This window comes from Streptomyces sp. NPDC002104, assembly GCF_053593795.1.
This window is the reverse complement of record NZ_JBSFDF010000037.1, coordinates 14,362-39,263: the sequence shown is the minus strand read 5'-3', so window position 1 is coordinate 39,263 and position 24,902 is coordinate 14,362. Positions and strand designations below refer to the sequence as shown.

The 24,902-nt window shown below is 73.7% G+C and carries 14 protein-coding genes; 9 read left to right on the top strand and 5 right to left on the bottom strand.

Annotated elements, in window-relative coordinates:
* The 4 genes from ACWCP2_RS26855 to ACWCP2_RS26840 form a co-directional block, all read right to left on the bottom strand.
* The gene (locus tag ACWCP2_RS26855; protein ID WP_450911150.1) at nucleotides 1-1,677 is read right to left on the bottom strand and encodes a M16 family metallopeptidase; all 1,677 of its coding nucleotides are present in this window, start codon (nucleotides 1,675-1,677) and stop codon (nucleotides 1-3) included.
* A gap of 8 nt (nucleotides 1,678-1,685) precedes the next feature.
* A complete protein-coding gene (locus ACWCP2_RS26850; RefSeq protein WP_450911149.1) occupies nucleotides 1,686-2,681 on the bottom strand; it encodes a hypothetical protein in 996 nt (331 codons plus the stop codon).
* 241 nt (nucleotides 2,682-2,922) lie between these two features.
* Nucleotides 2,923-3,489 carry a hypothetical protein gene (locus tag ACWCP2_RS26845; RefSeq protein WP_450911148.1) on the bottom strand — a complete coding sequence of 189 codons (567 nt, stop codon included), beginning with the start codon at nucleotides 3,487-3,489 and terminating at the stop codon, nucleotides 2,923-2,925.
* Nucleotides 3,490-3,626: 137 nt separating this feature from the next.
* Entirely contained in the window at nucleotides 3,627-4,856 is a 1,230-nt protein-coding gene (locus ACWCP2_RS26840) for a nucleotide sugar dehydrogenase (RefSeq protein WP_250744114.1), read from the bottom strand.
* A 420-nt stretch (nucleotides 4,857-5,276) separates the two neighbouring features.
* Here ACWCP2_RS26840 and ACWCP2_RS26835 point away from each other — a divergent pair, with 420 nt between their 5' ends.
* The 7 genes from ACWCP2_RS26835 (at nucleotide 5,277) to ACWCP2_RS26805 (ending at nucleotide 21,474) form a co-directional block, all read left to right on the top strand.
* Nucleotides 5,277-6,932, top strand: coding sequence for a glycerol-3-phosphate dehydrogenase/oxidase (locus ACWCP2_RS26835; RefSeq protein WP_450911180.1), 1,656 nt, complete (start codon nucleotides 5,277-5,279; stop codon nucleotides 6,930-6,932).
* A 150-nt stretch (nucleotides 6,933-7,082) separates the two neighbouring features.
* The gene (locus tag ACWCP2_RS26830) at nucleotides 7,083-9,995 is read left to right on the top strand and encodes a protein kinase domain-containing protein (RefSeq protein ID WP_450911147.1); all 2,913 of its coding nucleotides are present in this window, start codon (nucleotides 7,083-7,085) and stop codon (nucleotides 9,993-9,995) included.
* A 117-nt stretch (nucleotides 9,996-10,112) separates the two neighbouring features.
* On the top strand, nucleotides 10,113-14,066 hold the full coding sequence (locus ACWCP2_RS26825) for a protein kinase (protein ID WP_450911146.1): 3,954 nt from the start codon (nucleotides 10,113-10,115) through the stop codon (nucleotides 14,064-14,066).
* Nucleotides 14,067-14,183: 117 nt separating this feature from the next.
* Nucleotides 14,184-15,890 carry a serine/threonine-protein kinase gene (locus ACWCP2_RS26820; protein WP_450911145.1) on the top strand — a complete coding sequence of 569 codons (1,707 nt, stop codon included), beginning with the start codon at nucleotides 14,184-14,186 and terminating at the stop codon, nucleotides 15,888-15,890.
* A 264-nt stretch (nucleotides 15,891-16,154) separates the two neighbouring features.
* Nucleotides 16,155-17,783 (top strand): succinic semialdehyde dehydrogenase, encoded by a 1,629-nt coding sequence (locus ACWCP2_RS26815; RefSeq protein ID WP_450911144.1) that lies wholly within the window; start codon nucleotides 16,155-16,157, stop codon nucleotides 17,781-17,783.
* A gap of 35 nt (nucleotides 17,784-17,818) precedes the next feature.
* Nucleotides 17,819-19,618 carry a GMC oxidoreductase gene (locus ACWCP2_RS26810; protein ID WP_450911143.1) on the top strand — a complete coding sequence of 600 codons (1,800 nt, stop codon included), beginning with the start codon at nucleotides 17,819-17,821 and terminating at the stop codon, nucleotides 19,616-19,618.
* A gap of 197 nt (nucleotides 19,619-19,815) precedes the next feature.
* Nucleotides 19,816-21,474 (top strand): LPXTG cell wall anchor domain-containing protein, encoded by a 1,659-nt coding sequence (locus ACWCP2_RS26805; RefSeq protein ID WP_450911142.1) that lies wholly within the window; start codon nucleotides 19,816-19,818, stop codon nucleotides 21,472-21,474.
* Between the two features lie 275 nt (nucleotides 21,475-21,749).
* Here the strand turns inward: ACWCP2_RS26805 and ACWCP2_RS26800 are convergent, their stop codons facing one another.
* Nucleotides 21,750-22,040 carry a chorismate mutase gene (locus tag ACWCP2_RS26800; protein ID WP_450911141.1) on the bottom strand — a complete coding sequence of 97 codons (291 nt, stop codon included), beginning with the start codon at nucleotides 22,038-22,040 and terminating at the stop codon, nucleotides 21,750-21,752.
* Between the two features lie 294 nt (nucleotides 22,041-22,334).
* Between ACWCP2_RS26800 and guaA the strand changes: the two genes are divergently transcribed.
* Together guaA and ACWCP2_RS26790 are read left to right on the top strand one after the other, a co-directional pair.
* Nucleotides 22,335-23,921, top strand: coding sequence for a glutamine-hydrolyzing GMP synthase (gene guaA, locus ACWCP2_RS26795; RefSeq protein WP_250744099.1), 1,587 nt, complete (start codon nucleotides 22,335-22,337; stop codon nucleotides 23,919-23,921).
* Nucleotides 23,922-24,101: 180 nt separating this feature from the next.
* Entirely contained in the window at nucleotides 24,102-24,881 is a 780-nt protein-coding gene (locus tag ACWCP2_RS26790) for a class II aldolase/adducin family protein (RefSeq protein WP_450911140.1), read from the top strand.
* Nucleotides 24,882-24,902 lie beyond the last annotated feature (21 nt).

Here is a 24,902-nt window from a genome sequence, read left to right as displayed (position 1 = left end):
TCAGCCCTCCTGGCGTTTGAAGGCGCGCATGTTGAGCAGGGTGCGGACCGTCGGGATCCCGCACAGGGCGGCGGTCGCGCCGAAGAGGCCGACGAGCGTCCAGTCGGCCCCGCCGGGTCCGTGGGCCTGGAGTTCCGCCTGGAGGGCCCCGAAGGTCAGCAGGGTGGTGAGCAGGGTGAGCATCACCCAGATGCCGATGTACGGGGCCAGCGCGGAGAGCCTGACCCGGTCGGCCGGCCTCGGGATCTGTCCGGGGGCGCGGGCCGGCATGCGGACCACGGCCGCCGCGGGGACCCCGGCGTCCAGCGGGGCCAGGTCCGCCTCGGTGATCTTGAACAGGGTGGGTTCCACGGAGAGGGTGAACCCGTCGGTCCCGACGAGGCTGCGCCCGCCGTCCGGGTAGATCCGCATCAGGGCGCAGTTCTCGTAGCGGATGGTGATCCGGCTGTCCGTGGAGACGAGGCCGATGCCCTCCTCGCCCACGATCAGGGACACGAGCTCCTCGCCGCGCAGGGCGAACCGGCGGCCCTCGACGAGGTCGGCGGAGTCCTGCGGAGCGAGGGTGAGGCCCGCCCACTCCACGGACCTGCCGGGCGCCTGCATCAGGGCGCCCGCCCACATCTCCTCGGCCACCCGGCGCAGATCCTCGGTGGTGACCGCCTCGATCTCGGCCCGGAGCTCCTTCTCCGTGGGGACGGACCGGCCCATGAGGAGTTCCAGGGCGGACGAGGGCAGCAGCGCCGCATCCGTGTGCGGTACGTCGAACTGGGCCAGCCGGGTGGCCCGTACGGCGTCCAGGTCGCTCTGCGCGATCCGGCCGGCCCGCAGGGCCGCGAAGACGTCGACCATGCCGCCGACCACCGCGTCCTGCTTCTGCGGCAGGGAGTCGGCGAAGGCCGTCAGGGTCGCGGAGGCACCGTCGCGCAGGGTGTAGTCGGCGGCCGCCGTGTAGGAGTAGCCGCCCTTCTGGCGCAGGGCGCGGAAGAGCTCCTTGCCGAGGACGTCGGCGAAGAGCGAGGCCTCGGTGGAGCGCGGTACGACGGCGCTCAGGACGACCGTGCCGTCCTCCCCGGAGAAGTACGCGGGCGTCCGCGGCAGCGCCGAGGTGGCGGCGGGGGCCGGGCGGCGGGTGCCCGGGAGGAGGTCGAGGGACAGGCCTTCGGGGACCGTGTCGCTGGTGATCCACAGGACGGCGTTCTCGCGGGTGAACCACTCCTCGGCCCAGCCGCGCACGGCCTGCTCGGTCAGCGCCGGCAGCCCGGCCTCCGGGTAGCTCGTCAGCCCGTACGACTGCGCGCCGTAGCGCCAGATGGCCGAGTGGTGACCCGTTCCGCGGCCGTGGCCGAGGGCCTCGGTGCGCAGGATCTCCTTCTCGGTGTCCAGCCGGTCCATGGGCAGGTCCCGCAGGGCGGCGCAGACGCCGTTCAGGTACTCGACCACGTCCGTGGGGGTGCCGGTGACGTGGAAGTGGGTGTGGGCCGCGGCGGTGGCGCCGTTGTAGTGCAGGTCGCTCAGCCCGTGGCGGTACAGGGCGAGGTGCTCGACGAGGTGGGTGATGCCGCTGGTGGCCAGGGTCTCGTCGGCGCGGCCGACGCGGAAGAACAGGCCCGCGGTGACCGGGCCGGGGCGGTGGGCGAGGAGCGTCGGGACGCCGTCCACGGAGGTTTCGGTGATCATGTCGCTCCTCAGCCCTTCGCCAGGGCGAGCCTGCGGTGCCGCTCGAACTCGGCGACGGGGTCGTCGTCCAGGTACTCCCAGGGGAAGGCGCTCATCCGGTCGCCGAGGGCCCGGAAGTGCGGGGCGGCCTCGTCCCAGCGGCCCGCCAGGCTGTGCAGGGCGGCGAAGACTCCGTGGGCGGCCACGGCGTGGTGGCGCGCGGAGTCGAAGTCCGGGTGCAGGACGGAGGCGGCCGCCGCGCGGGTCAGGGCGGCGTGGCGGGCCGGGTCCTCGACGTGCTCCTCGGCGTCGTCGTGCTCCGTGTGGATCAGGTGCAGCCAGTGCTCCAGCTGGACGATCCCGACGAGGGTGGCCGCGGGCGAACCGGGCCGGGCCTTCGCGGCGCAGGCGTCGGCGAACGTCTCGGCCTCCTCCCAGGTACCGCTCCACTTGGGCAGCAGCTGCTGGAGCAGCTGCTGCTGTCCGCCGAAGTGGTGGGGGTGGTGCTCGACGAGCCGGTCGTAGCGGCGGCGGGTCTCGCTCGGGCCGAGTTCGAGTCCGCGCGCGGTCTTCAGCCGCAGGTACCAGGCGAGGGCGTACGCGGGGTGCGCGGCGCAGACGTCGATGAGCAGGGCCTCCGCGCGCCGCAGGTGGGCGTGGAACTCCTTGAACCGGCCGGCGGTCACGAACGCCGCGTGGTCGCCCGTACGGATCCGCCATCCCGTGGTCAGCAGCTGGTCGGCGTACAGGGTCGCGGCCAGCGGGTCGCGCGGCAGCCGCTCGGCGGTGAGCCGCAGGAACTCCTCGCTGCCCGGGGTCTCGGCGACGACCTGGGAGGCCAGGGTGCGGTCGTCCTCGTCGGAGACGGCCGCGAAGGCGGAGGCGAGGGCGTCCCAGTTCCCGGCCAGGGTGGCCGCGCGGAGCGGCGCGAGGGCCGGGAAGACGAGGACGGGGTCGAGGAGCGGCCGGTCGGGCGGCGCGGACCGGGCAGACGCGGATGTGGCGGACGCGGATTTGGCAGGCACGGGCGGATCATATGATCGTTTCGCGCCGTTGCAACAGGGAATTCAGGCTACGAGTTGGGGTCGTATCGCCTTGCATCATGGCTGGTCAGAGGCGATTCGGGGGAAAGTGGAAGGAATTGCTCCCGTGCTTTCGTGCTCCCGTGCTCCCGTACGGTCCTGCGCGCGGTCCGGGGCTGCCGGGCCCGCGTCGCACCCGGCGGTCCGGGTACGGCGCGGGGGAGCGGCGGGCCGAGGGCCTGTCTCAGGCGGTGGCCTTCTTGGCGGCGCTGAAGCCCGTGAAGGCGCCGAGGGCCAGGAAGACGGGGGTCATGATGCCGGCGTCCTCCTTCCAGATGTCGAGCAGGCCGGACACGCCCATCGTGTTCAGCACGTCGCCCAGACCGATGCCGGTGACTCCACTCAGGGCGAGGGCGTAGTAGAACAACTGGCCGAGGAAGACCGAGGCGACCGAGAGGGCGGCGGCGACGACCGGCAGGACCGGGTTGCGGCCGCCGATCTTGGCCGCGGCGAAGCCGATGAGGGCGCCGACGCCGACCGCGGCGTAGCCGATCTGGCGCTCGATGCCGTTCATGATGCCGCCGTACGCGGCGGCGGCGGCCAGGGCGGCGACGAGCGCGGCGAGGATGCCGAGGCCCAGGTTGGCGGGGCGCGCCGGGGCCGGGGCCTGGGCCTGGAGGAAGTCGGCGCCGGACGGGCCCGGGTAGGGGGCCGGGTAGGGGGCCGGGGCGGCGGCTTCGGGCGCGGGCGTCGCGGCGGGCGCGGCGGGCGTGGTGGAGTCCGGCGCGGGCGGCTGGAACTGCTGGCTCATGGAGAAATCCCCCCCAGGGATGTGGGCACACGGGGCCCGCACGGCTGACGTGGGGGTGTATGCGCGAGATAAGTCGCCGCAGGCTAGCAGCAGGCTGCGACATCCGTGGAGGGGTTTCTCCGGGGTGCTCCCCGCCCCTAGAGGCGGTGCGCGGCGCCCGCCGGGCTGGCGCCGCGGGTGTCCAGGAGCAACTGGGCCTTCACCGCGAGGCCTTGCAGATCGTAGGTGCGGTGGTGCTGGAGCAGGATCGTCAGATCGGCGTTGGCGGCGGCCTCGTACAGCGATTCCGCACGCGGGACGGGCTGGTCCCTGACGCGCCATCCGGCGATGTACGGGTCGTGGTAGCTGATCAGGGCGCCGAGGTCGAGGAGGCGGCTGGCGATCTCGCGCGCCGGGGAGCCCTCCTGGTCGGCGAGGTCCGGCTTGTAGGTGACGCCCAGGAGGAGGACGCGGGCGCCGCGCGCGGACTTGCCGTGCTCGTTGAGCAGGGTGGCGCTGCGCTGGATGACGTACTGCGGCATGCGGTCGTTGATCTCCTGCGCCAGACCGACCATGCGCAGCGGGTGGCCCGGGGTGCGGGTGGTGTGGGGGAGGTAGTTGGGGTCGAGGGGGACTCCGTGGCCGCCGACTCCGGGGCCGGGGCGGAAGGCCTGGAACCCGTACGGCTTGGTCTCGGCGCACCGGATGACGTCCCACAGGTCCACGCCCAGGTCGTGGCAGAGCACGGCCATCTCGTTCATGAGGGCGATGTTGACGTGCCGGTAGTTGGTCTCGAGGAGCTGGACCGTCTCGGCCTCGCGCAGGCCGCGGGCGCGGACCACCTTCTCGGTGAGCCGGGCGTAGAAGGCGTGCGCGGACTCGGTGCAGGCGGGGGTGAGGCCGCCGATGACCTTGGGGGTGTTGGAGATGCCGTGCGTGCGGTTGCCGGGGTCGAGCCGGCTGGGGGAGTAGGCCAGGTGGAAGTCGCGGCCGGCGCGCAGGCGGGAGCCCGATTCGAGGATCGGGCGCAGGTAGTCCTCGGTGACGCCGGGGTGGGCCGCCGATTCGAGGATGACGGTGGTGTGCGGACGCAGCCGGGCGGCGAGGGTGCGGCCCGCCTCGCCGACCGCTGACAGATCGAGTGCACGGTCCGCGCCGAGCTGGGTAGGGGCGCAGATGACGGCGGTGCGGACCCGGCCGAGTTCGACGGGATTGGTGGTGACCCGGAAGCCGGCCGCCGACATGCGGCGGATCTCGGCGGCGGTGAGGGTGGAGTCGGTCGCCGGACCGCTGTCGTAGCCGACCGTCTCGATCCCGGCGGCCACGGCTGCCTGGGCGAGCGGGAGGCCGAGATGGCCGAGTCCGATGACGGCGAGATCTGCGGGCATGGGGGTGCCGTCCCTTCCCTTCCCTGACATGCATGAGGGGGCGGAGCGCGCAAGTCCTGTGGAGGAGGAGAGCTGGCGCAATGTCAGACTAGGCGTATATATGACAGATATGTCGTATTCAGGGGTTTTGGTCACTTCCGTGTTATCCACAGGCGGTGGCTGATGTGGGTGCGGCCGGTGAGAATCATGAACGGGCGATGTGAGCGGGATCACCCACGACAGGTGGGGTGGCCGCACAGGACGGACGGGGCGACCCGCGTCAACGGGAGGCAGGCAGCCGTGATGACTGGGACTGGGGCAGGCGCAGGCGTAGGGAGCGGGGCAGGGGCAGGGGCAGGGGCAGGTTCGGGGGGAGGTTCGGGTGCGGCCGCCGGGCGGGCTCCGCTCGGGCCCGTGCAGCGCGCCGAGGCGCTCGCCGCGATGGCCGAGCGGGAGCTGGACGTGCTGGTGGTCGGGGCCGGCGTGGTGGGCGCCGGGACCGCCCTCGACGCCGTGACCAGGGGCCTGGCGACCGGGCTGGTGGAGGCGAGGGACTGGGCCTCGGGCACCTCCAGCCGTTCCAGCAAGCTCATCCACGGCGGGCTCAGATACCTGGAGATGCTCGACTTCGCCCTCGTGCGCGAGGCGCTCAAGGAGCGCGGGCTGCTGCTGGAGCGGCTCGCCCCGCACCTGGTGAAGCCGGTGCCGTTCCTCTACCCCTTGCAGCACAAGGGATGGGAGCGGTTCTATGCCGGCTCCGGCGTCGCGCTCTACGACGCCATGTCGCTCTCCAGCGGCCACGGGCGCGGGCTGCCGACGCACCGCCACCTCTCGCGCAAGCGCGCCCTGCGGATCGCGCCGGCGCTGCGCAAGGACGCGCTGGTGGGCGCCCTGCAGTACTACGACGCCCAGATGGACGACGCGCGGTACGTGGCGACCCTGGTCCGGACGGCCGCAGCGTACGGGGCGCAGTGCGCCAACCGGGCGAGGGTCGTCGGCTTCCTGCGGGAGGGCGAGCGGGTCGTCGGCGCGCGGGTGCGGGACGTGGAGGGCGGCGGGGAGTACGAGATCCGGGCGAAGCAGATCGTGAACGCCACGGGGGTGTGGACGGATGACACCCAGGCGCTGATCGGGGAGCGCGGGCAGTTCCACGTGCGGGCCTCGAAGGGCATTCACCTCGTCGTCCCCAAGGACCGGATCCACTCCTCGACCGGGCTGATCCTGCGGACCGAGAAGTCGGTGCTCTTCGTCATCCCGTGGGGCCGGCACTGGATCGTGGGCACCACGGACACCGACTGGGACCTGGACAAGGCGCACCCGGCGGCGTCGAGCGCGGACATCGACTACCTGCTGGAGCACGTGAACTCGGTGCTGGCGGTCCCGCTCACCCGGGACGACGTCCAGGGGGTCTACGCCGGCCTGCGGCCGCTGCTGGCCGGAGAGTCCGACGCGACGAGCAAGCTCTCGCGCGAGCACACGGTGGCGCATCCGGTGCCGGGGCTGGTGGTCGTGGCCGGCGGCAAGTACACGACGTACCGGGTGATGGCCAAGGACGCGGTGGACGAGGCGGTGCACGGCCTCGACCAGCGGGTCGCCCCGTGCGTGACGGAGGACGTGCCGCTGGTCGGGGCCGAGGGGTACCGGGCCCTGTGGAACGGCCGGGCGCGGATCGCCGCGCGGACGGGCCTTCATGTGGCGCGGGTGGAGCACCTTCTGAACCGGTACGGGTCGCTGACGGAGGAACTGCTGGCGCTGATCGCGGCGGACCCCTCGCTCGGGGAGCCGCTGACGGGCGCCGACGACTACCTCCGCGCGGAGGTGGTCTACGCGGCCTCGCACGAGGGGGCCCGGCACTTGGACGACGTGCTGACCCGGCGTACGCGGATCTCGATCGAGACCTTCGACCGGGGGACGCGATCGGCGCGCGAATGCGCGGAGTTGATGGCTCCGGTCCTGGGCTGGGACGAGCAGCAGATCGAGAAGGAAGTGGAGCACTACGAGAAAAGAGTGCAGGCTGAACGGGAATCGCAGCGTCAGCCGGACGACCAGACGGCGGACGCGGCGAGGCTCGGGGCGCCTGACATCGTCCCGTTGTAACTCCGTCACTTCGCGGGCGGAACCGCGGACCCGGGGCTCCCGTCCGTTGCGGAGTAAGGGACAATGAGGGTTCTGCCGGGGCGGGTTACCGGGCACCCCGGCCGCTGCCAGGGGCAACCGGAGCAGGCGGCACGAACGCAGAGGGGACGCATGTCGAAGCCGGAGCACACCGAGTCGCCGGAGCCGTCTGTCGGGACGGGATCGCCGGTGCCTCCGGCCGCACCCCCGACGGACCCGAAGGCTCCGGCCGAGCCGCCCGCGGCGGGAGCCGCGAAGCGGGCTGCCGAGGCGAAGCCCGCCGTACCGGGGGCTGCGAAGGCCGCGCCGGCCGGCGAGTCCGCTGTGCCCCCGGCCGGGGCCGAAGCCGCCGGGGAGGCGGGGCCGCAGGACGCGAAGCCCGGCGCTTCCGGGGCGGAGCCGGAGCCGGAGCCGCGCACGGCGGAGCCGCGGAAGGCGGAGTCGCGCAAGCCCGCGCTGCGGAAGCCCGCCGCGGCGAAGGCCGCTCGTGGGGCCGGGCCCGAGGACGCGAAGCCGGCTGCGCCCGAGGACGCGAAGCCCGTGGGTGCGGGGGCCGAGCCCGAGGATGCGAAGCCCGTGGGCGGCAAGGCCGCGCCCGAGGATGCCAACCCCGCAGGGGGCAAGGCCGAGGCTGAGGACGCGAAGCCCGTGGGTGCGAAGCCTGCCGGGGTGAAGGCCGGGCCTGAGGACGCGAAGCCGGCTGCGGCCGAGGACGCGAAGCCCGTCGGGAGCGAGGCCGCGCCCGAGGGTGGCAAGCCCGCAGGGGTGAAGGGCGGGCCTGAGGATGGCAAGCCGGCTGCGGGCGGGGAGGCGGGGTCCGTCCGGGGGGCGGCCGTGTCCGGGGGTGTGAAGCCTGTGAGTGCGGGCGGCGAGCCCGAGGACGCGAAGCCCGTCCGCGGGAAGGCTGAGTCTGCGGCAGGGGCCGAGGGCGTGAAGGCCGAGGAGGCTGAGCCTGCCGGGGTGAAGGCGGAGCTGCGCAAGGCTGCTGTCGTGCGCGCCGACGGCGGGGCCGAGGACGCGAAGCACGCGGGCGGGGCCGCGCCGAAGCCCACCGCGCTGAGCAAGGCCGACGAGGTGGCCGCCGCCGTCAAGGCCGCCGCGGCCAAGGCGGAAGAGGGCCCGCACGACGAGGGCCGGCTGCTCGCGGGCCGGTACCGGCTCGGCGACGTCCTCGGCAAGGGCGGCATGGGCACGGTCTGGCGCGCCGAGGACGAGACCCTCGGCCGGACCGTCGCCGTCAAGGAGCTCCGCTTCGGCAGCGGCGTCGACGAGGACGAGAAGCGCCGCCTCATCACCCGTACCCTCCGCGAGGCCAAGGCCATCGCCCGGATCCGCAGCGGCGGCGCCGTCACCGTCTACGACGTCGTCGACGAGGACGGCCGGCCGTGGATCGTCATGGAGCTCATCGAGGGCCCCTCGCTCGCGGAGTTCATCCGCGAGAGCGGCCCGCTGACCCCCCGCCGCGCCGCGGAAGTCGGCCTCGCCGTGCTCGACGTCCTGCGTGCCGCCCACCGCCAGGGCATCCTGCACCGGGACGTGAAGCCCTCCAACGTGCTCCTCGCCGACCACGGCAACGGCCGCGTGGTCCTCACCGACTTCGGCATCGCCCAGGTCGAGGGCGACCCCTCCGTCACCTCCACCGGCATGCTCGTCGGCGCGCCCTCGTACATCTCGCCCGAGCGGGCCCGCGGCCAGCGCCCCGGCCCGCCGGCGGACATGTGGTCGCTCGGCGGCCTGCTGTACGCGGCCGTAGAGGGGGTTCCCCCGTACGACAAGGGGTCGGCCCTCGCGACGCTCACCGCCGTCATGACCGAGCCGGTGGAACCGCCGAAGAACGCGGGCCCGCTGACCGAGGTCATCTACGGCCTCCTCGTCAAGGACCCCGCCCACCGGCTCGACGACGACCGCGCGCGGGCGCTGCTCACCGCCGTGATCGACGCTCCCGAGCCGCCGGCCCCCGTGGCCGGCCCGGGCGCCGAGGAAACCCGCCAGATATCGCTGGCCGAGGCCCGCGACGCCGCCGAGCGGGCGGCGGCCGACAAGGCGGCCAAGGCCGCGGAGAAGGCGGAGAAGAAGGAACGCGAGCGCCGTGAGCGCGAGCAGCGGGAGCGTGCCCGCGCGGCGTTGAAGTCGGCCCGCAAGGCCGCGGCCGCCAGCGCCGCCGCGGCGGCCGCCACGGCCGCGACCGCCGCCGAGGCCCCGTCGCCGCGTCCGGCGCCCGTCGCGGCCCCGCTCACGGACGTCATGCCGCGCCGCACCATCGCGCTCGCGATAGCCGGCGTGATCGTGGCGCTCGCCGTGATCGGCTCGGTCATCGCGTACGCCGTCAGCGGTGACGACGACAAGGGCGGCTCCCCGAAGGACGGCAAGGGCGGCAGCCATGCCGCCGCGTCGAGCCCCGCGCCCGGTGCGTCGACCCCCGCTCCCGCTTCGCCCCCGCCCGCCGGCTCTCCTACGCCGAAGAACGGCGAGTCGCCCGGCACCGGGGTCCCTTCGCCGGACCCGGGCCAGTCGGGCCAGCCGAACGGCTCGGGCACCAACCCCGGCCAGGGACAGGGTGCGACGCCCGGGGGCGCCCTGCCCGGGCTGCCGCCCGGGTACGCCCAGGTCAACGACCCCGGGTTCCACTTCGCGATGGGCATGCCCGAGGGCTTCAAGCAGACCGGCGTGATAGGGAAGAACAACGGCGTCATATACAGCCGTGACGGCGGGTTCCCGCGCATCCAGATCGACTTCAACAGCTCGCCGCGGGACGACGCCCGCGCGGCCTGGCTGGAACTGGCTCCCGCCGTGGCGGGCAGCAGCAGCAACTACAAGCTGCTGCGCCTCGAGACGGTCGAGTACCGCGGGTACCCGACCGTCGCGGACTGGGAGTTCGAGCGGGACCAGAAGGGATCGCGGGTCCGGGTGCTGGACCGCGGGTTCCGGATGGACGCGAAGCACGGCTACGCCATCATGATCACCTGCCTCGCGGACCAGTGGGACGCGGCGGAGTGCACGCAGATGCGCACCACGGCGTTCGGCACCTTCCAGCCGCTCGGCTGACGCGCGCGGCGAGCGGGCTCGGGTCAGCCTCGCCAGGGCCGGGACGCGGGCGCCCTGGGCGTCGTATCGTGGCGGGGAGGCCTGGGGGACGGGTCCGCAGCTCTCGGGGGAGGCGATGTGGAGGACTACGCAGGCCGGATCCTGGCCGAGCGCTACCGTCTGCCGTTGCCGCCGTCCGATGCCTACGAACTGATCGAGACCCGGGCCTTCGACACGCGCAGCGGTCAGGAAGTCCTCGTACGGCAGGTGCCGTTGCCGGAGGTCGTCGACGCGGAGCTGCTGGACGGCACGCGGGGCGGGCCGCCGCCCGTGACCGGGGGGCGGCGGGTCCAGCACGGCGAACTGCCCGCCGTGCGCAGGGCGATCGAGGCGGCGCAGGCGGCGGCGTCCGTGCCGGACCATCCGCGGCTGGACCAGGTCTTCGACGTGTTCGCGGAGGGCGGGTCGCTGTGGATCGTCAGCGAACTCGTCCCGGCCAGACCGCTGGCGGCGCTGATCGCCGACGAACCGCTGAGCCCGTACCGGGCGGCGGAGGTGGCGGCGGACGTGCTGACCGCTCTGCGGGTGCTGCACGCGCACGGGTGGACGCACCGGAACATCACCATGCGGACCGTGCTGATCTGCGAGGACGGGCGGGTCGTCCTGACGGGCCTGGCGGCGGGGGCGGCGGAGGACGCCCTGTGCGGGTACGACCCGGTCCCGCCGCAGGACGGTACGGACGACCCCTCGGCGGGACCCTGGCCCTGGCCGGGCGGTGAACCCGGGGGTGGTGGCGGGTTCGCGGCGGGCCGCGTAGACAGCGGCGCGGGACACGGGGACGGCCACCACGGCCGCGCCGCCCTGGCGGGGCCGGAGGCGGGCGCGGGATACGACGGAGCTTCCCCGGGAGGCTCCTGGAACGGGCCGTCGGCGGATGCCGGGTACGGAGAAGGGCCCGGTACCGGGCTGGTCGGCGGGCAGCCGGGCGGGCGGTACGAGGACACGTACGGGGGCGGGCCCGGGGAGCGTTCCGGGCGGGATGACGGCGGGACCGGTGCGGGCACGGCCGTCCAGCGGGGCGGGAACGCGGCGGAGTACGCGCCGCTCGTGGCTCCGGGCTACGACACCGGGCCGCGCTACCGGGACCACATAAGCCCCGGCCCCGCGAGCGGCCCCGACGGCTCCGGTACTGCAGCCACCCCCGGCCACCCCGGTCCCCCGAGTACGCATGGCGCCTCCGGCAGCCAGGGGACCTACGGGCCGTCCGGCACCCCTGGCACGCCCGGCACCTCAGGCGCCCTTGCCGTGCCCGGCGCCTATGGGGTGTCCGGCGGGTCCGGGGCTCCTGCCGAGTCCGGTGCCTACGAGGTGTCGGGCGGCCCCGGGGCGCCTGTCGGGCCCGGTGCCCACGGCACCCCCGGCGTGGCCGGTGCCTCCGGCGCCCTCGCGCCTACCGGCTCCCCCGGAACGCCCGGCACCTCCGGAAAGCCCGGCACGCCCGGAACGCCCGGTGGCTCCGGTACCCCGGGTGCCGCCGGGGACCGGCCCGATCTGAAGGCCGCCGCGCGCGCCGGGGCCATCGCCGCGTACCGCGCCGGGGCCCAGGCCGCCGCGCGGATCACCGAGCAGCGCAAGGCCGGGTCCGGAGCCGAGCCCGCGCCGGAGCCCGGGGCGGAGCCGAGGCCTGAGGGGTCGAAGCTGCCGCAGGGGTACTCGTACCCGTACGGCGGCCCGGACAGCGGAGCGAGCTGGCACGGTGCCACCCCGCGCCGCCAGGCCCTGCCGCCGGCCGAAGCGGAGCCGCCCGCCCGGGCGGCGCTGCCGGCGCAGCTCGCCCTGCCCCAGGGCTACCACCAGGCGGACACCCCGGACGGCGACGCGCCCCGGGTCGCCCCCGACGGCCAGGCCCCCGGGCAGCCCGCGCCAGGATCGGGCCACCCGGACCAGGACCGGGCGGGCTCCGGCAGGCCGGTCGCGCAGGACGGCGCCGCGTACGGCGGTCAGTTCCAGCTCGGTCCGGGCCGCGCGGATCCGGCGGTCCCCGAGCAAGGCGGCCCGCAGCCCGGCCGGCAGAACCCTGCCGGTTACGCGGCACCTCCCGCGACGGCCGGCTACGGCCAGTCCGGCCCGCAGGGCGGTGCCGGTCACCCGGCGGCTCCCGGGCCCCAGGGCCCCGGGCAGGCGGGCTCGCAGGGCGAGGGGCCGAGCCCTGCCGGGTACGAGGCGCGCACCAGCGCCGGCGGCTACGGGCAGCCCGGTTCGCAGCCCGGCGCGGGGCATCCGGGGGCTCCCGGGTCGGCCGGCTACGGCCAGGGCGGTCCGCACTCCGGCCCGCAAGGCGGTGCCGGGTACGCGACGGCTCCCGGGCCCCATGGCCCCGGGCAGGCGGGCTCGCAGGGCGAGGGGTCGAGCCCTGCCGGGTACGAGGCGAGCACCAACGCGGGCGGCTACGGGCAGCCCGGTCCGCAGCCCGGGGCGGCCGCGCATCCGGCGGCTCCCGGGTCGGCCGGCTACGGCCAAGGCGGTCCGCAGTCCGGCCCGCACGGTGGCTCCGGATACCCGGCGGCTCCCGGGGCGCGTGGCTCCGGCCAGGTGGTTCGGCAGACGGGCCCGCACGGCGGCCCGCACGGCGGTGCCGGGTACGCGACGGCTCCCGGGCCCCATGGCCCCGGGCAGGCGGGCCTGCAGGGCGAGGGGGCGAGCCCTGCCGGGTACGAGGCGCGCACCAGCGCGGGCGGCTCCGGTTACCCGGCGGCTGCCGGGATCCGAGGAGCCGGCCAGACGGACCCGTCGGCCGGCCCGCAGGGGGCAGGTCCGGGTCGTGCCGGATATGGGACGCCTCCCGCGGCCGGGGGGTGGGGGAGTGGGCCGCGGAGCGGGCTCGATGCCGAGCGGGCGCGGCAGACGCGGATGGCCGTCGTCGGGGCCGTCACCGAGCGGTGGGCTCCCGAGCAGGCGCAGGCCGTGCACGGGCCGTGGCAGTTGGCCGCGCCGGTCGGGCCGGCCACCGACCTCTGGGGGCTCGGCGCGCTGCTGTACCGGGCCGTGCAGGGTCATGCCCCGTACCCCGAGGACAGCGTCGCCGAGCTCGTGGAGATGGTCTGCGCGGAGCCCCCCGCCTTCGCCGAGGAGTGCGGCCCGCTGCGCCCCATCGTGGAGTCCCTGCTGCGCCAGGACCCCACCGAGCGCCCCGACTTCGAGGAGCTCCGCGGCTGGCTGCGTTCCCTCGTGCGCTCCGCGCCGGAGCCCGACGGCGGCTTCGCCATGCTGCCGCCGGTGGTGGAGGACCCGGCCCGGCTCCCCGTCACCCGGCGGCGAGCCGACCTGCACGGCCGCCACCGCGGCGCCGAACACCCGCGCAAGCCCCGCAAGCCGCGCTCGCTGGGGCGTTCCCTGTTACTGGGGATCCTCGTCCTGCTCTCGGGCGCCGTGGCCTACGCCCTGTTCCTCATGCCCGGCTCCGCCGATCCGCAGGGCGGGCAGAAGGCGGCCGGGATGAAGCCGCCCGCCACGGCCCCGTCGCAGAACCCGGCGAACCCGACCCCGAAGCCGAGCCCGAAGCCGAGCGGGTCCGCGCAGGCGCCGAGCCCTTCCGCGAACCCGCCCGAGTCCAAGCCGGCCCCGCAGCCGGGCGTGACCGCTCCGTCCGGGTACACCACCCAGCAGGACGCCGAGCACTTCTCCATCGACGTTCCGAACGGCTGGGAGCGCCGCGGAATGAACGAGTCCGGTCAGGTCCGCTACACGGAGGGGGACTTCGTGCTGACCGTCGTCCCCGGCCGGGACAAGGTCCAGGGCAACCCGGACCCCGCCACGTACCAGAAGGACAAGGAGCCCGAGCTGGCTCCGTACCGCTCCTCCACCTGGTCCAGCGTGAGCGACATCAAGTCCACCAAGGTCGGCAACCAGCTCCGCGTCACCGGCCGGTACACCTGGATCGACGGCAACGGCCGTTCCGTCGTGGCCCGCAACTTCGTCGTCGCACTCGGAGGTACCTACCACGTCGTGATGGTGACCGGCCCGCAGGACCAGGAGGGCAAGGTCACCGAGACCTTCGAGCAGGCAACGGCCAGCTACAGGAGCGGCGGCTGACGCGGTATCAGTACGGCGATTGCGTCACAGTGCGGCCGAACCGCCTCCGAGTGGTTCCGCCGCCGCCCGCGATCTCCGTAGTCTGACCGGAAGTGCACAGAGCGGCGGCGGGGATTCGTGGAACAGCAGACAGGTGCGGGTGCGGTGCTCGCGGGCCGGTACCGGCTCGTGGAGCCCATCGGCAGGGGCGGCATGGGCAAGGTGTGGCGCGCCCACGACGAGCTGCTGCACAGGACGGTCGCCGTCAAGGAACTGACGGCGGGGCTGTACGTGGCCCAGGCGGACCGGGACGTCCTGCACGCCCGGACGCAGAAGGAGGCCCGGGCCGCGGCCCGGATCCAGCATCCGGCGGTCGTCACGGTCCACGACGTACTGGAACACGACGACCGGCCCTGGATCGTCATGGAGTACATCGACGGCCCCTCCCTCGCGGACGCGGCGAAGACGGCCGGCCGCATCGAACCCCGTGAGGCGGCCCGGATCGGGCTGCACGTGCTCGGTGCGCTGCGCGCCGCGCACGCGGTCGGGGTGCTGCACCGGGACGTGAAGCCGGGCAACGTGATGCTCGCCAAGGACGGGCGGGTGATGCTCGCGGACTTCGGCATCGCCGCGATCGAGGGCGACTCCTCCATCACGCGCACCGGTGAACTCATCGGTTCCATCGACTACCTGGCCCCCGAACGGGTCACCGGCGGTTCCCCCGATCCGGCCTCCGACCTGTGGTCGCTCGGCGCGACCCTGTACACGGCCGTCGAGGCCCTCTCGCCCTTCCGTCGTACCTCACCCATCGAAAGCCTCCAGGCCGTGGTGAACGAGGAGCCGCCCGCCCCGGCCCACGCGGGCGCCCTGGCCCCGGTGATCACGGCGCTGCTGCGCAAGGACCCGGCGCACCGGCCGTCGGCCGACGAGGCCGAGCAGATGCTGCTGCAGGCGATGGAGGGCCGCGAGCCGAAGTCGGCGCAGGCGTACGTACCCACGCGCGCGATGGGCTCCGAGGAGCTGGGCGCCGCCCGGAACGAGCCGGCGGACACCGCCGCGCTGCCCGGCGAAGGGGAGCCGGGGCGGGGCCGGGGCGCGGAGCCGGGCCCCGAGCCGGTGCTCGCCGCACGGTCCGAGGCCGGACCGGGGCGCCCGGACGCCGGAGCCGCCGGCCGGTTCAGGCGTGCGGCGGTCGTCGCCGTGGTGGCGGCGCTGCTCGGCGGCGGCGGGGTGTTCGGGATCCTGAAGTACACCAGCGACGCGGGCGCGGACGGCGGGATCCCGGGCCGCACGGCCGGTACCCAGGACGCCTCGGGCGGGGCCGCCGCCGGCACCGGGGAGGACGCCAAGGCGCAGCCGGAGAAGACCCCGCCGGCGGGCTGGGTGAAGGCGGTCGACAAGGAGGGCTTCTCCCTCTTCGTCCCGGACGGCTGGAAGCGCCGCGAGGACGGCTCGCAGATCGACTACACGCAGGACGACGGCAAGCACTTCATCCGGATCGCGATGGACCGCGCCCCCCAGTTCAGGGACCCGTACGCGCACCTGCTGGACCTGGAGAAGCAGGTCGCGAAGCGCTCCGACTACGTGCGCCTGACCCTGCACCCGAACACCTTCCGGGGACAGGTCAAGGCCGCCCTGTGGGAGTTCGTCTGGACGGAGAAGACCGGGGCCTTCACCGGACCGCGCAAGGCCATCGAGCAGATGTACTACGCGCCGGACGGCACCGAGTACGCGGTGTACATGTCGGGGCCGGTCGCGGACTGGGACAAGACCCGGGAACAGTTCGACACCGTGCTCAGCGGCTGGCAGCCGGCCCCGGCCCAGGCCCAGGCCCCGGCCTCCTGAGCGCCGCCCGGGCCCCGGCCTGCTGAGCGCCGCCCGGGCCCCGGCCTCCTGAGCGCCGGCCAGGCCCCGGCCTCCTGAGAGCTGCCCGGGCCCCGGCCTGCTGACTGCCGCCCGGGGCCGCGCCGCCGCGGGACCTCCGGAGGGCCCCCGGGCCGCCGTCGGCGCCGGATTTCCGCCATCCCGCCAGTGATCACTGGCAGAAATGGCAAAATCCGGTTACCGGCGGGTACCCAAAGCACCCCCGGGCGCAATACGCTCACGCCCATGACGGACACGCAGGCCCCGGCCCCCCTCCGCAGCGCCCCGCAGCCCACCAACCCGGTCGCCCCCGCCCCGGCCGGCGCCCGGAGCGCCGCCGACGTGGTGACCCCCGAACTGGTCGCCCGGCTGACCCGCGGCGTGGCCGGCTCCGGGCGCACCGCCAACCACAGCCCCTTCACCGGGGACCGGCTCGCCGAGCTCCCCGAGGCCACCCCGCAGGACGTGGAGGCGGCCTTCGCAGCGGCCCGCGCCGCGCAGCCCGCCTGGGCCGCCGTGCCGGTCCGCGCGCGGGCCGCCGTACTGCTGCGCTTCCACGACCTGGTCCTGTCCCGTCAGGCCGAGGTGCTCGACCTGATCCAGCTGGAGACCGGCAAGGCCCGTCTGCACGCCCACGAGGAGGTCCAGGCCGTCTCGATCGCGGCCCGGCACTACGGCCGCAAGGCCCCCTCGTACCTGCGCCCCAAGGGGCACACGGGCGCCATGCCCACCCTCACCAAGGTCACCGAGCTGCGGCAGCCGCGCGGGGTCATCGGCCAGATCGCCCCCTGGAACTACCCCTTCGAGCTGTCCATCGGCGACGCCCTGCCCGCCTTCGTCGCGGGCAACGCCGTCGTGATGAAGCCCGACACCGAGACCGCGCTCACCGCCCTGTGGGCCCGCGACCTGATGATCGAGGCGGGCCTGCCGGCCGAGGTGTTCCAGATCGTCCTCGGTGACGGCCCGGTCGTCGGCCCCGAGGTGGTCCGCCACGCCGACTACGTTTCGTTCACCGGCTCCACGCGTACCGGCCGTGAGGTCGCCCAGGGCGCGGCCGCCCGCCTGGTCGGGGTCTCCCTCGAACTCGGCGGCAAGAACGCCATGCTCGTCCTGCGCGACGCCGACGTGGAGAAGGCCGCCGCCGGAGCCGTCCGCGCCTGCTTCTCCTCCGCGGGCCAGCTCTGCATCTCCATCGAGCGGCTGTACGTGCACGCCTCGATCGCCGACGAGTTCGTCGCCCGGTTCGCCGCCCGCACCAAGGCCATGCGCCTGGGTTCCTCCCTCGCCTACGGCGCGGACATGGGCTCCCTGGCCGGCGAACGCCAGCTGGCGGCCGTGCAGCGGCACGTGGACGACGCCGTCGCCAAGGGCGCCACCCTCGTCACCGGCGGCGTCGCCCGCCCCGACATCGGCCCCCTCTTCTACGAGCCGACCATCCTCGACGGCGTCGAGACCGCGATGGCGGTGTGCGGGGAGGAGACCTTCGGTCCGGTCGTCTCCATCTACCGCTTCACCGACGAGGACGAGGTCATCGAGGAGGCCAACGGCACCGCCTACGGCCTGAACTCCAGCGTGTGGACGAAGGACGCCCGCCGCGGCCACGCCGTCTCGGCCCGCCTGCGCACCGGCACCGTCAACATCAACGAGGGCTACGCCCCGGCCTACGGCAGCGCCCAGGCCCCCATGGGCGGCATGAAGGAATCCGGCCTCGGGCGCCGCCACGGCTCCGAGGGCATCCTCAAGTACACCGAGGCCCAGACCGTCGCCCACCAGCGGCTGCTGCCGATGGCGCCCTCGTTCGGCATGGACGACGAGAAGTACGCGGCGTTCATGACCCGCAGCCTCCAGGTCATGAAGGCGTTCCGACTCCGCTGAGCAGCTCCGTTCCGTTCCGTTTGGGAGGCACCGCAGTGTCGTACGACTACGACGTCATCGTCATCGGATCGGGTTTCGGAGGGTCGGTCTCGGCGCTGCGGCTCTCCGAGAAGGGGTACCGGGTCGGCGTCCTGGAGGCAGGGCGCCGCTTCACCCGCGAGAGCCTGCCGAAGAACAGCTGGGACCTGCGCAACTACCTGTGGGCCCCGGCCCTCGGCCTGTACGGGATCCAGCGCATCCACCTCCTCGGCAACGTGATGGTGCTCGCCGGCGCGGGCGTCGGCGGCGGCTCCCTCAACTACGCCAACACCCTCTACGTGCCCCCGACCGCCTTCTTCGAGGACCGGCAGTGGGCGTCCATCACGGACTGGCACGACGAGCTCGCCCCCTACTACGACCAGGCCAAGCGGATGCTGGGGGTCCGGCTCAACCCGACGGAGACCCCCTCGGACGTCCACCTCAAGGCGGCCGCCGCCAGGATGGGCGTCGCGGACTCCTTCCACATGGCCCCGGTCGGCGTCTTCTTCGGGGACGGACAGGACGGACAGGACGGCCAAGGGGGCGAGGGCCAGGGCAGGGTCGGCCCCGGTGACGAGGTCGCCGACCCGTACTTCGGCGGCGCCGGCCCCGCCCGCAAGGCCTGCACCGAGTGCGGCGAGTGCATGACCGGCTGCCGGCACGGGGCGAAGAACACCCTCAACGAGAACTACCTGCACCTCGCGGAGCGGGCCGGCGCCGTCATCCACCCCATGACCACGGTCACCGCCCTCTCCGACCACCCCGACGGCGGCTACCGCGTCCGCACCGTCCCCACCGAGGGCCGCCGCCGCGCCGAACCCAAGGTGCTGCGCGCCCGCTACGTGGTCGTCGCGGCGGGCACGTACGGCACCCAGACGCTCCTGCACACGATGAAGGACCTCGGCGAGCTGCCCCGCCTCTCGGACCGCCTCGGCGATCTGACCCGGACCAACTCCGAAGGCCTCGTAGGGGCTCAGACCGATGACCGGCGCTACGGCAAGCGGCACGGCAAGGGAAAGCGGGCGGACTTCACGCGGGGCGTGGCCATCACCTCCTCGGTGCACCCCAACGCCGACACGCACATCGAGCCGGTGCGCTACGGCAAGGGCTCCAACGCGATGGGGTTCATGACGATCCTCCAGGTGCCCTACTCCCCCCACCGGGTCCGCGCCTGGTTCGGGCGCACCGCCCGGCACCCGGTGCAGCTGCTGCGCTCGCTCTCCAACCGGCGCTGGTCGGAGCGGACCATCATCGGCCTGGTCATGCAGTCCCTCGACAACTCCCTGACCACCTACCGCAAGCCCGGCGGCATAGGGAAGGGCCTGCTCACCGCCCGCCAGGGCCACGGCGCGCCCAACCCGGTGCAGATCGCCGAGGCCACGCAGGCGGCGACGCTGCTGGCGGAGGAGATCAACGGATTCGCCGGCAGCAACGTCGGCGAGCTGATGGGCACCCCGCTGACGGCGCACTTCCTCGGCGGCTGCCCGATCGGCGCCTCCCCGCAGGAGGGCGTGGTGGACCCGTACCACCGGCTCTACGGGCACCCGGGCATCTCGGTGGTGGACGGCTCGGCGGTCTCCGCGAACCTCGGGGTCAACCCGTCGCTGACGATCACCGCGCAGGCGGAACGGGCGATGTCCTACTGGCCGAACAACGGCGAGCGCGACCCGCGCCCGGAACAGGGGGCGGCCTACACCCGCCTGGCGGCCGTGGAACCGGCCCACCCGGCGGTGCCGAAGGAGGCCTTCGGGGCGCTGCGCCTGCCGTTCCTGGCGGTCCCGCCGGTCCCGCCGCGCACGGCTCCGCCCGGCGCGTAGCCGCCGCCGGCACCTCGGCGCCGCCGACATGACTTCGGCGGGCACCGCACTCCCCCTCCGAGCGCGGTACCCGCCGAACTACATGAATGACAGCCGTGCGGCCCGGATGGTTGTAGCCGAATGCGATGACAGGGGTGTGGTGTGCGTCACAGGGTGAGCGGCGCAACCAGCGAGGGCCCTCGCGGGTCAAGGTCGGCATGAGAAAGCGCATCTCCCTGCTGGCGGCAGCCGGCCTGGTGGCCGTCGGTCTGGCCGCCACCCCCGCGAACGCGGCGGATCCGGCATTCACGCTCACCAGCCCGGCGGAGATCGGCCTGCACCCGCACCCCGGGGACGCGGGCAAGCCGCAGACGACCACGGTCGGCTTCGGCGTCGACAACGAGACCGGCAAGGACTTCGGCGAGCACAGCACCTACACGATCGACCTGACCCCCCTCAAGGGCGTCGCCGACGTGAAGCTCACCCCGGAGCGGGCCGACGACTGCACCCTCACGGCGACGAAGGTCACCTGCGAGGACTGGTCGGTCTGGACGTTCGGCAGCGAGGTCGTGTCCCTGGACCTCACCGCCGCCAAGGGCAGCAAGAACGGCACGGTCGTCGACCTGACGATGACCGGTGCGGCGCAGGGCGCCACCTTCAAGCCCACCACCACGAAGGTCAGGGTCGGCGGCCCGGACCTGGTGCTGGAAGAGGCCAAGCTGAAGTCGAAGCTCGTTCCGGGCGAGACCCAGCCCCTCCCGATCGTGTTCGCCAACGCGGGCACCGAGTCCGTCAAGGGCGTGGCGCTGGAGATGCTCACCACGCACGGCATGGACCTGGTCGAGCAGTACGACAACTGCGCCTACAGCCAGGACGACAGCGAGAGCCAGCCCTGGAACGTGGGCTGGGGCAGGACGGTCTGCACCTTCGACAACGAGATCAAGCCGGGCGAGGTCTGGGAGATCGCCGGAGCGCTGACCCTCGAGGCCGCTCCGCACGCCTTCATCGACGAACTGATCTACGGGGTGCACGAGGCCGGCTCCGAGCCGAAGTCCGCGCAGAAGCTCAGCACGCCCCGCACGGGCAAGAAGCTGGGCCTCAGGACGCGCGCGGCCAAGGCCCTGCCGCGCGCGGCGGACCTGGACCCGTGGAACAACCAGCACGAGTTCGGCTTCCAGGTGAAGAACACCGCCGACCTCGTGGCGACCCCCGTCTCCGTGAAGGGCAAGGCGGGCGAGACGGTCAAGGCCGAGCTCGGCTTCCGCAACGACGGGCCCGCGTGGGTCGCCTACCTCCGCTCGGGCGAGCAGGTCGCCATGGCGGACATCGTGATCCCGGCGGGCGCGAAGGTCACCGAGGCGCCGAAGTCCTGCAGGGCCGTCACGGCCTCGGGGGGCTACCGCGAGCAGCGGCTGGGCGCCCCGCGCTACTTCTGCGGGACCACGCACGTCATCGGGGAGAAGGAGAAGTTCGCCTTCCCGTTCGAGCTGAAGATCGAGAAGGTCATCGCGGAGGCCACCGGGTCCGTCACGGTCGGCACCTGGTCCCCCGAGGGTGCCTCGCCGGTCAGCTGGGACCCGAAGCACGCCAACGACAAGGCCGCCTTCGTGATCAACGGCAAGCAGGTCGTGCCCACGCCGACGCCGCCCCCGACCACTCCCGGCCCGAAGCCGACGTCGTCCACGAGCCCGACGGCCACGCCGAGCGCGAGCGCCACTCCGAGCCCGGGCGCCACCGGCAACGGCAAGACGCCGAACGGCGGCCTCGCCGAGACCGGCGCCACCGCCGGGCCGATCCTGATCGCCGGCGCGGTGCTCGTGGCCGCGGGCGGCGCGGTGTTCCTGACGTTCCGCCGCCGGTCCACGGGCCGCGCGTAGGAAACAGAAGAACGGCCGGTCCGGGGCGTCCCCCGGGCCGGCCGTTCTCCGTGTGGTGACCGGGCTGCTGTCCCCTGCCGTCCGGTCACATGAAGGAGCGAGGTCCCACGACGCACGCCCCGCAAGGGGGGTGCGTCTCATCGCTCCAGCGGAGCCACGCGTGGTGCTGCGGTCCCGCACCTGGCTGGCACGGTCATCCGCATCAACGAAGGTCCCCGGGGGCGGTCACGGTCCGGACGGGTGACGAACAGGCGTCACGGCCACCGCGGCGGTCCTCAGACCCGGCCGCGGCACAGCTCCAGCAGGGTCATCGCGAGCGCGGTGCCGGGCTTGCCGAGGGCGTCGCTCCAGTGGGTCAGGACCTCCATCTCGCGCGACAGGTGCACCCGGCGCCCGCCCGAGCCGATCCGGGCCTCCTGGATGACGGTCGAGACGGCCATCCGTTCCTGGATCAGGCCGATGATCCGGTCGTCGATGGCGTCGATCCGCTCGCGGGAGCCGGCGATCAGCTGCTCGGGGGTCGTGGCGGCGGTGGCGGGGGCGGTGGCGGTGGTCATTGTGGTCATGGTCGGTCTCCTGGGGGTGAGGGCCGACGGGAGCGGAAACGCGGAGCGCCCCGGTCCTGTCGGACCGGGGCGCTCTGGGAAGTCAGTGGCTCAAGCGAGCATCACGATGACCCATGGCGACCGGACCGGCCGGTGCCATAGGTAAAGAGGAAGCTCAGCTGCTTGCGCATGGAGGGATTATTACCCTCTGTCCCGCTCCGTGCCAAGCCGGTTCGGACACTGAGACGAAGAGGGGTATCCGTCCCCCGTTAGAATCGACAAAACAACCCCCTCTTCCGCCGGAAGGCCTGCCCCGTGCCAGAAGCCACCTTCGCCACCCACGACAGCGCCCCGGACACGGTTCTCGTCGTCGACTTCGGCGCCCAGTACGCGCAGCTGATCGCCCGCCGCGTCCGCGAGGCACGGGTCTACTCCGAGGTCGTGCCCAGCACGATGCCCGTGGCCGAGATGCTCGCCAAGAACCCGAAGGCGATCATCCTGTCCGGTGGCCCGTCCTCCGTGTACGAGGAGGGCGCCCCCCAGCTCGACGGCGCGATCTTCGAGGCCGGCGTCCCCGTCTTCGGCATGTGCTACGGCTTCCAGCTCATGGCGGTCACCCTCGGCGGCACCGTCGACAACACCGGCTCGCGCGAGTACGGCCGTACTCCGCTGGCCGTCTCCAAGGCCGGATCCACCCTCTTCGAGGGCACCCCCGAGAACCAGTCGGTGTGGATGTCCCACGGCGACGCCTGCTCCGCGGCTCCCGAGGGCTTCACCGTCACCGCGTCGACCGACGTCGTCCCGGTCGCGGCCTTCGAGAACGACGAGAAGAAGCTCTACGGCGTGCAGTACCACCCCGAGGTGATGCACTCCACGCACGGCCAGCAGATCCTGGAGCACTTCCTCTACCGCGGTGCGGGCCTCCAGCCCACCTGGACCCCCGGCAACATCGTCGAGGAGCAGGTCGCCCTCATCCGCGAGCAGGTCGGCGACAAGCGCGCCATCTGCGGCCTCTCCGGCGGCGTGGACTCCGCGGTCGCCGCGGCCCTCGTGCAGAAGGCCATCGGCTCGCAGCTCACCTGCGTGTACGTGGACCACGGTCTGATGCGCAAGGGCGAGACCGAGCAGGTCGAGAAGGACTTCGTCGCCGCGACCGGCGTGCAGCTGAAGGTCGTCGACGCCCAGGAGCGGTTCCTGAACGCGCTGGCCGGCGTCTCCGACCCGGAGACCAAGCGCAAGATCATCGGCCGTGAGTTCATCCGCGTCTTCGAGCAGGCCCAGCTGGAGATCCTCCAGGAGGACGGCCCGGCGGTGGCCTTCCTGGTCCAGGGCACCCTGTACCCGGACGTCGTCGAGTCCGGCGGCGGCACCGGCACCGCCAACATCAAGTCCCACCACAACGTGGGCGGTCTCCCCGAGGACATCGAGTTCGAGCTCGTCGAGCCGCTGCGCCAGCTGTTCAAGGACGAGGTCCGGATGGTCGGCCAGGAGCTCGGCCTGCCCGCCGAGATCGTCCAGCGCCAGCCGTTCCCCGGCCCCGGCCTGGGCATCCGCATCGTCGGCGAGGTCACCAAGGAGCGTCTGGACCTGCTCCGCGAGGCCGACGCCATCGCCCGCCACGAGCTCACGGCGGCCGGCCTGGACCGCGAGATCTGGCAGTGCCCGGTCGTGCTGCTCGCGGACGTCCGCAGCGTCGGCGTCCAGGGCGACGGCCGTACCTACGGCCACCCGATCGTGCTGCGCCCCGTCTCCTCCGAGGACGCGATGACCGCGGACTGGACGCGCATGCCGTACGAGGTGCTCGCGCGGATCTCCACCCGCATCACCAACGAGGTGCCGGACGTGAACCGCGTGGTCCTGGACTGCACGAGCAAGCCCCCGGGCACCATCGAGTGGGAGTAGTCCTCCCGTTCGCCCCGCCGGACGCAGTTCCGGCAAAGACGTGACGAGGCCGCCGCTCCCGCGCAGGGAGCGGCGGCCTCGCCGCGTGTCCGGCCGTGTGCAAGGCCTCTTCCACGGTCTCCTCTATGGCCTCTTCGGGCGGTCGCCGGTACTTTGCGCCGCGACCTTGAAGGAGGGGCCATGACCGAGCCACTGCCCGCACCCGGACCCGTGCCCGTCGAGCGGCTGGGCTTCGAGATGCCGCCGGTGTTCGCCACCGCCGGCGAGGAGCGCGCACACCGCAAGGAGCGGCTCGCCGGGGTGCTGCGGCTGCTGGGGCGGCTCGGGTACGAGGACGGGGTGGGCGGGCACGTCAGTGCCCGCGACCCGGAGTTCGAGGACTGCTACTGGGTGAACCCCTTCGGCCGGGCCTTCGGCGCGCTCGGCCCCGAGGACCTGCTGCTCGTCGACGGGGAGGGACGGGTCCGCCAGGGGGAGCGCAGGGTCAACCAGCTGGCCTTCGCCGTGCACGCGGCCGTCCACCGGGCCCGGCCCGCCGTGGTGGCCGTCGTCCGCACGCAGGCCCCGTACGGCAGGGCGCTCGCCGCGCTCGGCGAACTGCTCGCCCCCGTCACCCAGGAGGCCTGCGCCTTCTACGAGGACCACGCGCTGCTGGACGAGTACGCCGGCGGCGGGGACGCCGAGCGGATCGCGGGCGCCCTCGGCCCCTACAAGGCGCTGGTCCTGCGCAACCTCGGGCTGCTGACGGTCGGCGACTCGGTGGAGGCCGCCGCGTGGTGGTTCATCGCGGCGGAGCGGGCCGCGCAGGTCCAGCTGATCGCGCGGGCGGCCGGAAAGGCCGTGCTCATCAGCCACCACAGCGCACTCGCGACCCGGGAACGGTTCGGGTCCGATCTGGCGGCCTGGGTGAACTGCCAGCCGCTGCTGGAGGCCCCCGGAGCGGGTGCGTCAACATCATGAACGGTTAATCACCTGCTCTGA

What these genes read in the sequence shown, in the direction of transcription:
- ACWCP2_RS26845 (WP_450911148.1), bottom strand. Translation starts at nt 3,489, where the DNA reads ATGAGCCAGCAGTTCCAGCCGCCCGCGCCGGACTCCACCACGCCCGCC.
- ACWCP2_RS26830 (WP_450911147.1), top strand. Translation starts at nt 7,083, where the DNA reads ATGTCGAAGCCGGAGCACACCGAGTCGCCGGAGCCGTCTGTCGGGACG.
- ACWCP2_RS26800 (WP_450911141.1), bottom strand. Translation starts at nt 22,040, where the DNA reads ATGACCACAATGACCACCGCCACCGCCCCCGCCACCGCCGCCACGACC.
- ACWCP2_RS26835 (WP_450911180.1), top strand. Translation starts at nt 5,277, where the DNA reads ATGGCCGAGCGGGAGCTGGACGTGCTGGTGGTCGGGGCCGGCGTGGTG.
- ACWCP2_RS26855 (WP_450911150.1), bottom strand. Translation starts at nt 1,677, where the DNA reads ATGATCACCGAAACCTCCGTGGACGGCGTCCCGACGCTCCTCGCCCAC.
- ACWCP2_RS26790 (WP_450911140.1), top strand. Translation starts at nt 24,102, where the DNA reads ATGACCGAGCCACTGCCCGCACCCGGACCCGTGCCCGTCGAGCGGCTG.
- ACWCP2_RS26815 (WP_450911144.1), top strand. Translation starts at nt 16,155, where the DNA reads ATGACGGACACGCAGGCCCCGGCCCCCCTCCGCAGCGCCCCGCAGCCC.
- ACWCP2_RS26840 (WP_250744114.1), bottom strand. Translation starts at nt 4,856, where the DNA reads ATGCCCGCAGATCTCGCCGTCATCGGACTCGGCCATCTCGGCCTCCCG.
- ACWCP2_RS26805 (WP_450911142.1), top strand. Translation starts at nt 19,816, where the DNA reads ATGAGAAAGCGCATCTCCCTGCTGGCGGCAGCCGGCCTGGTGGCCGTC.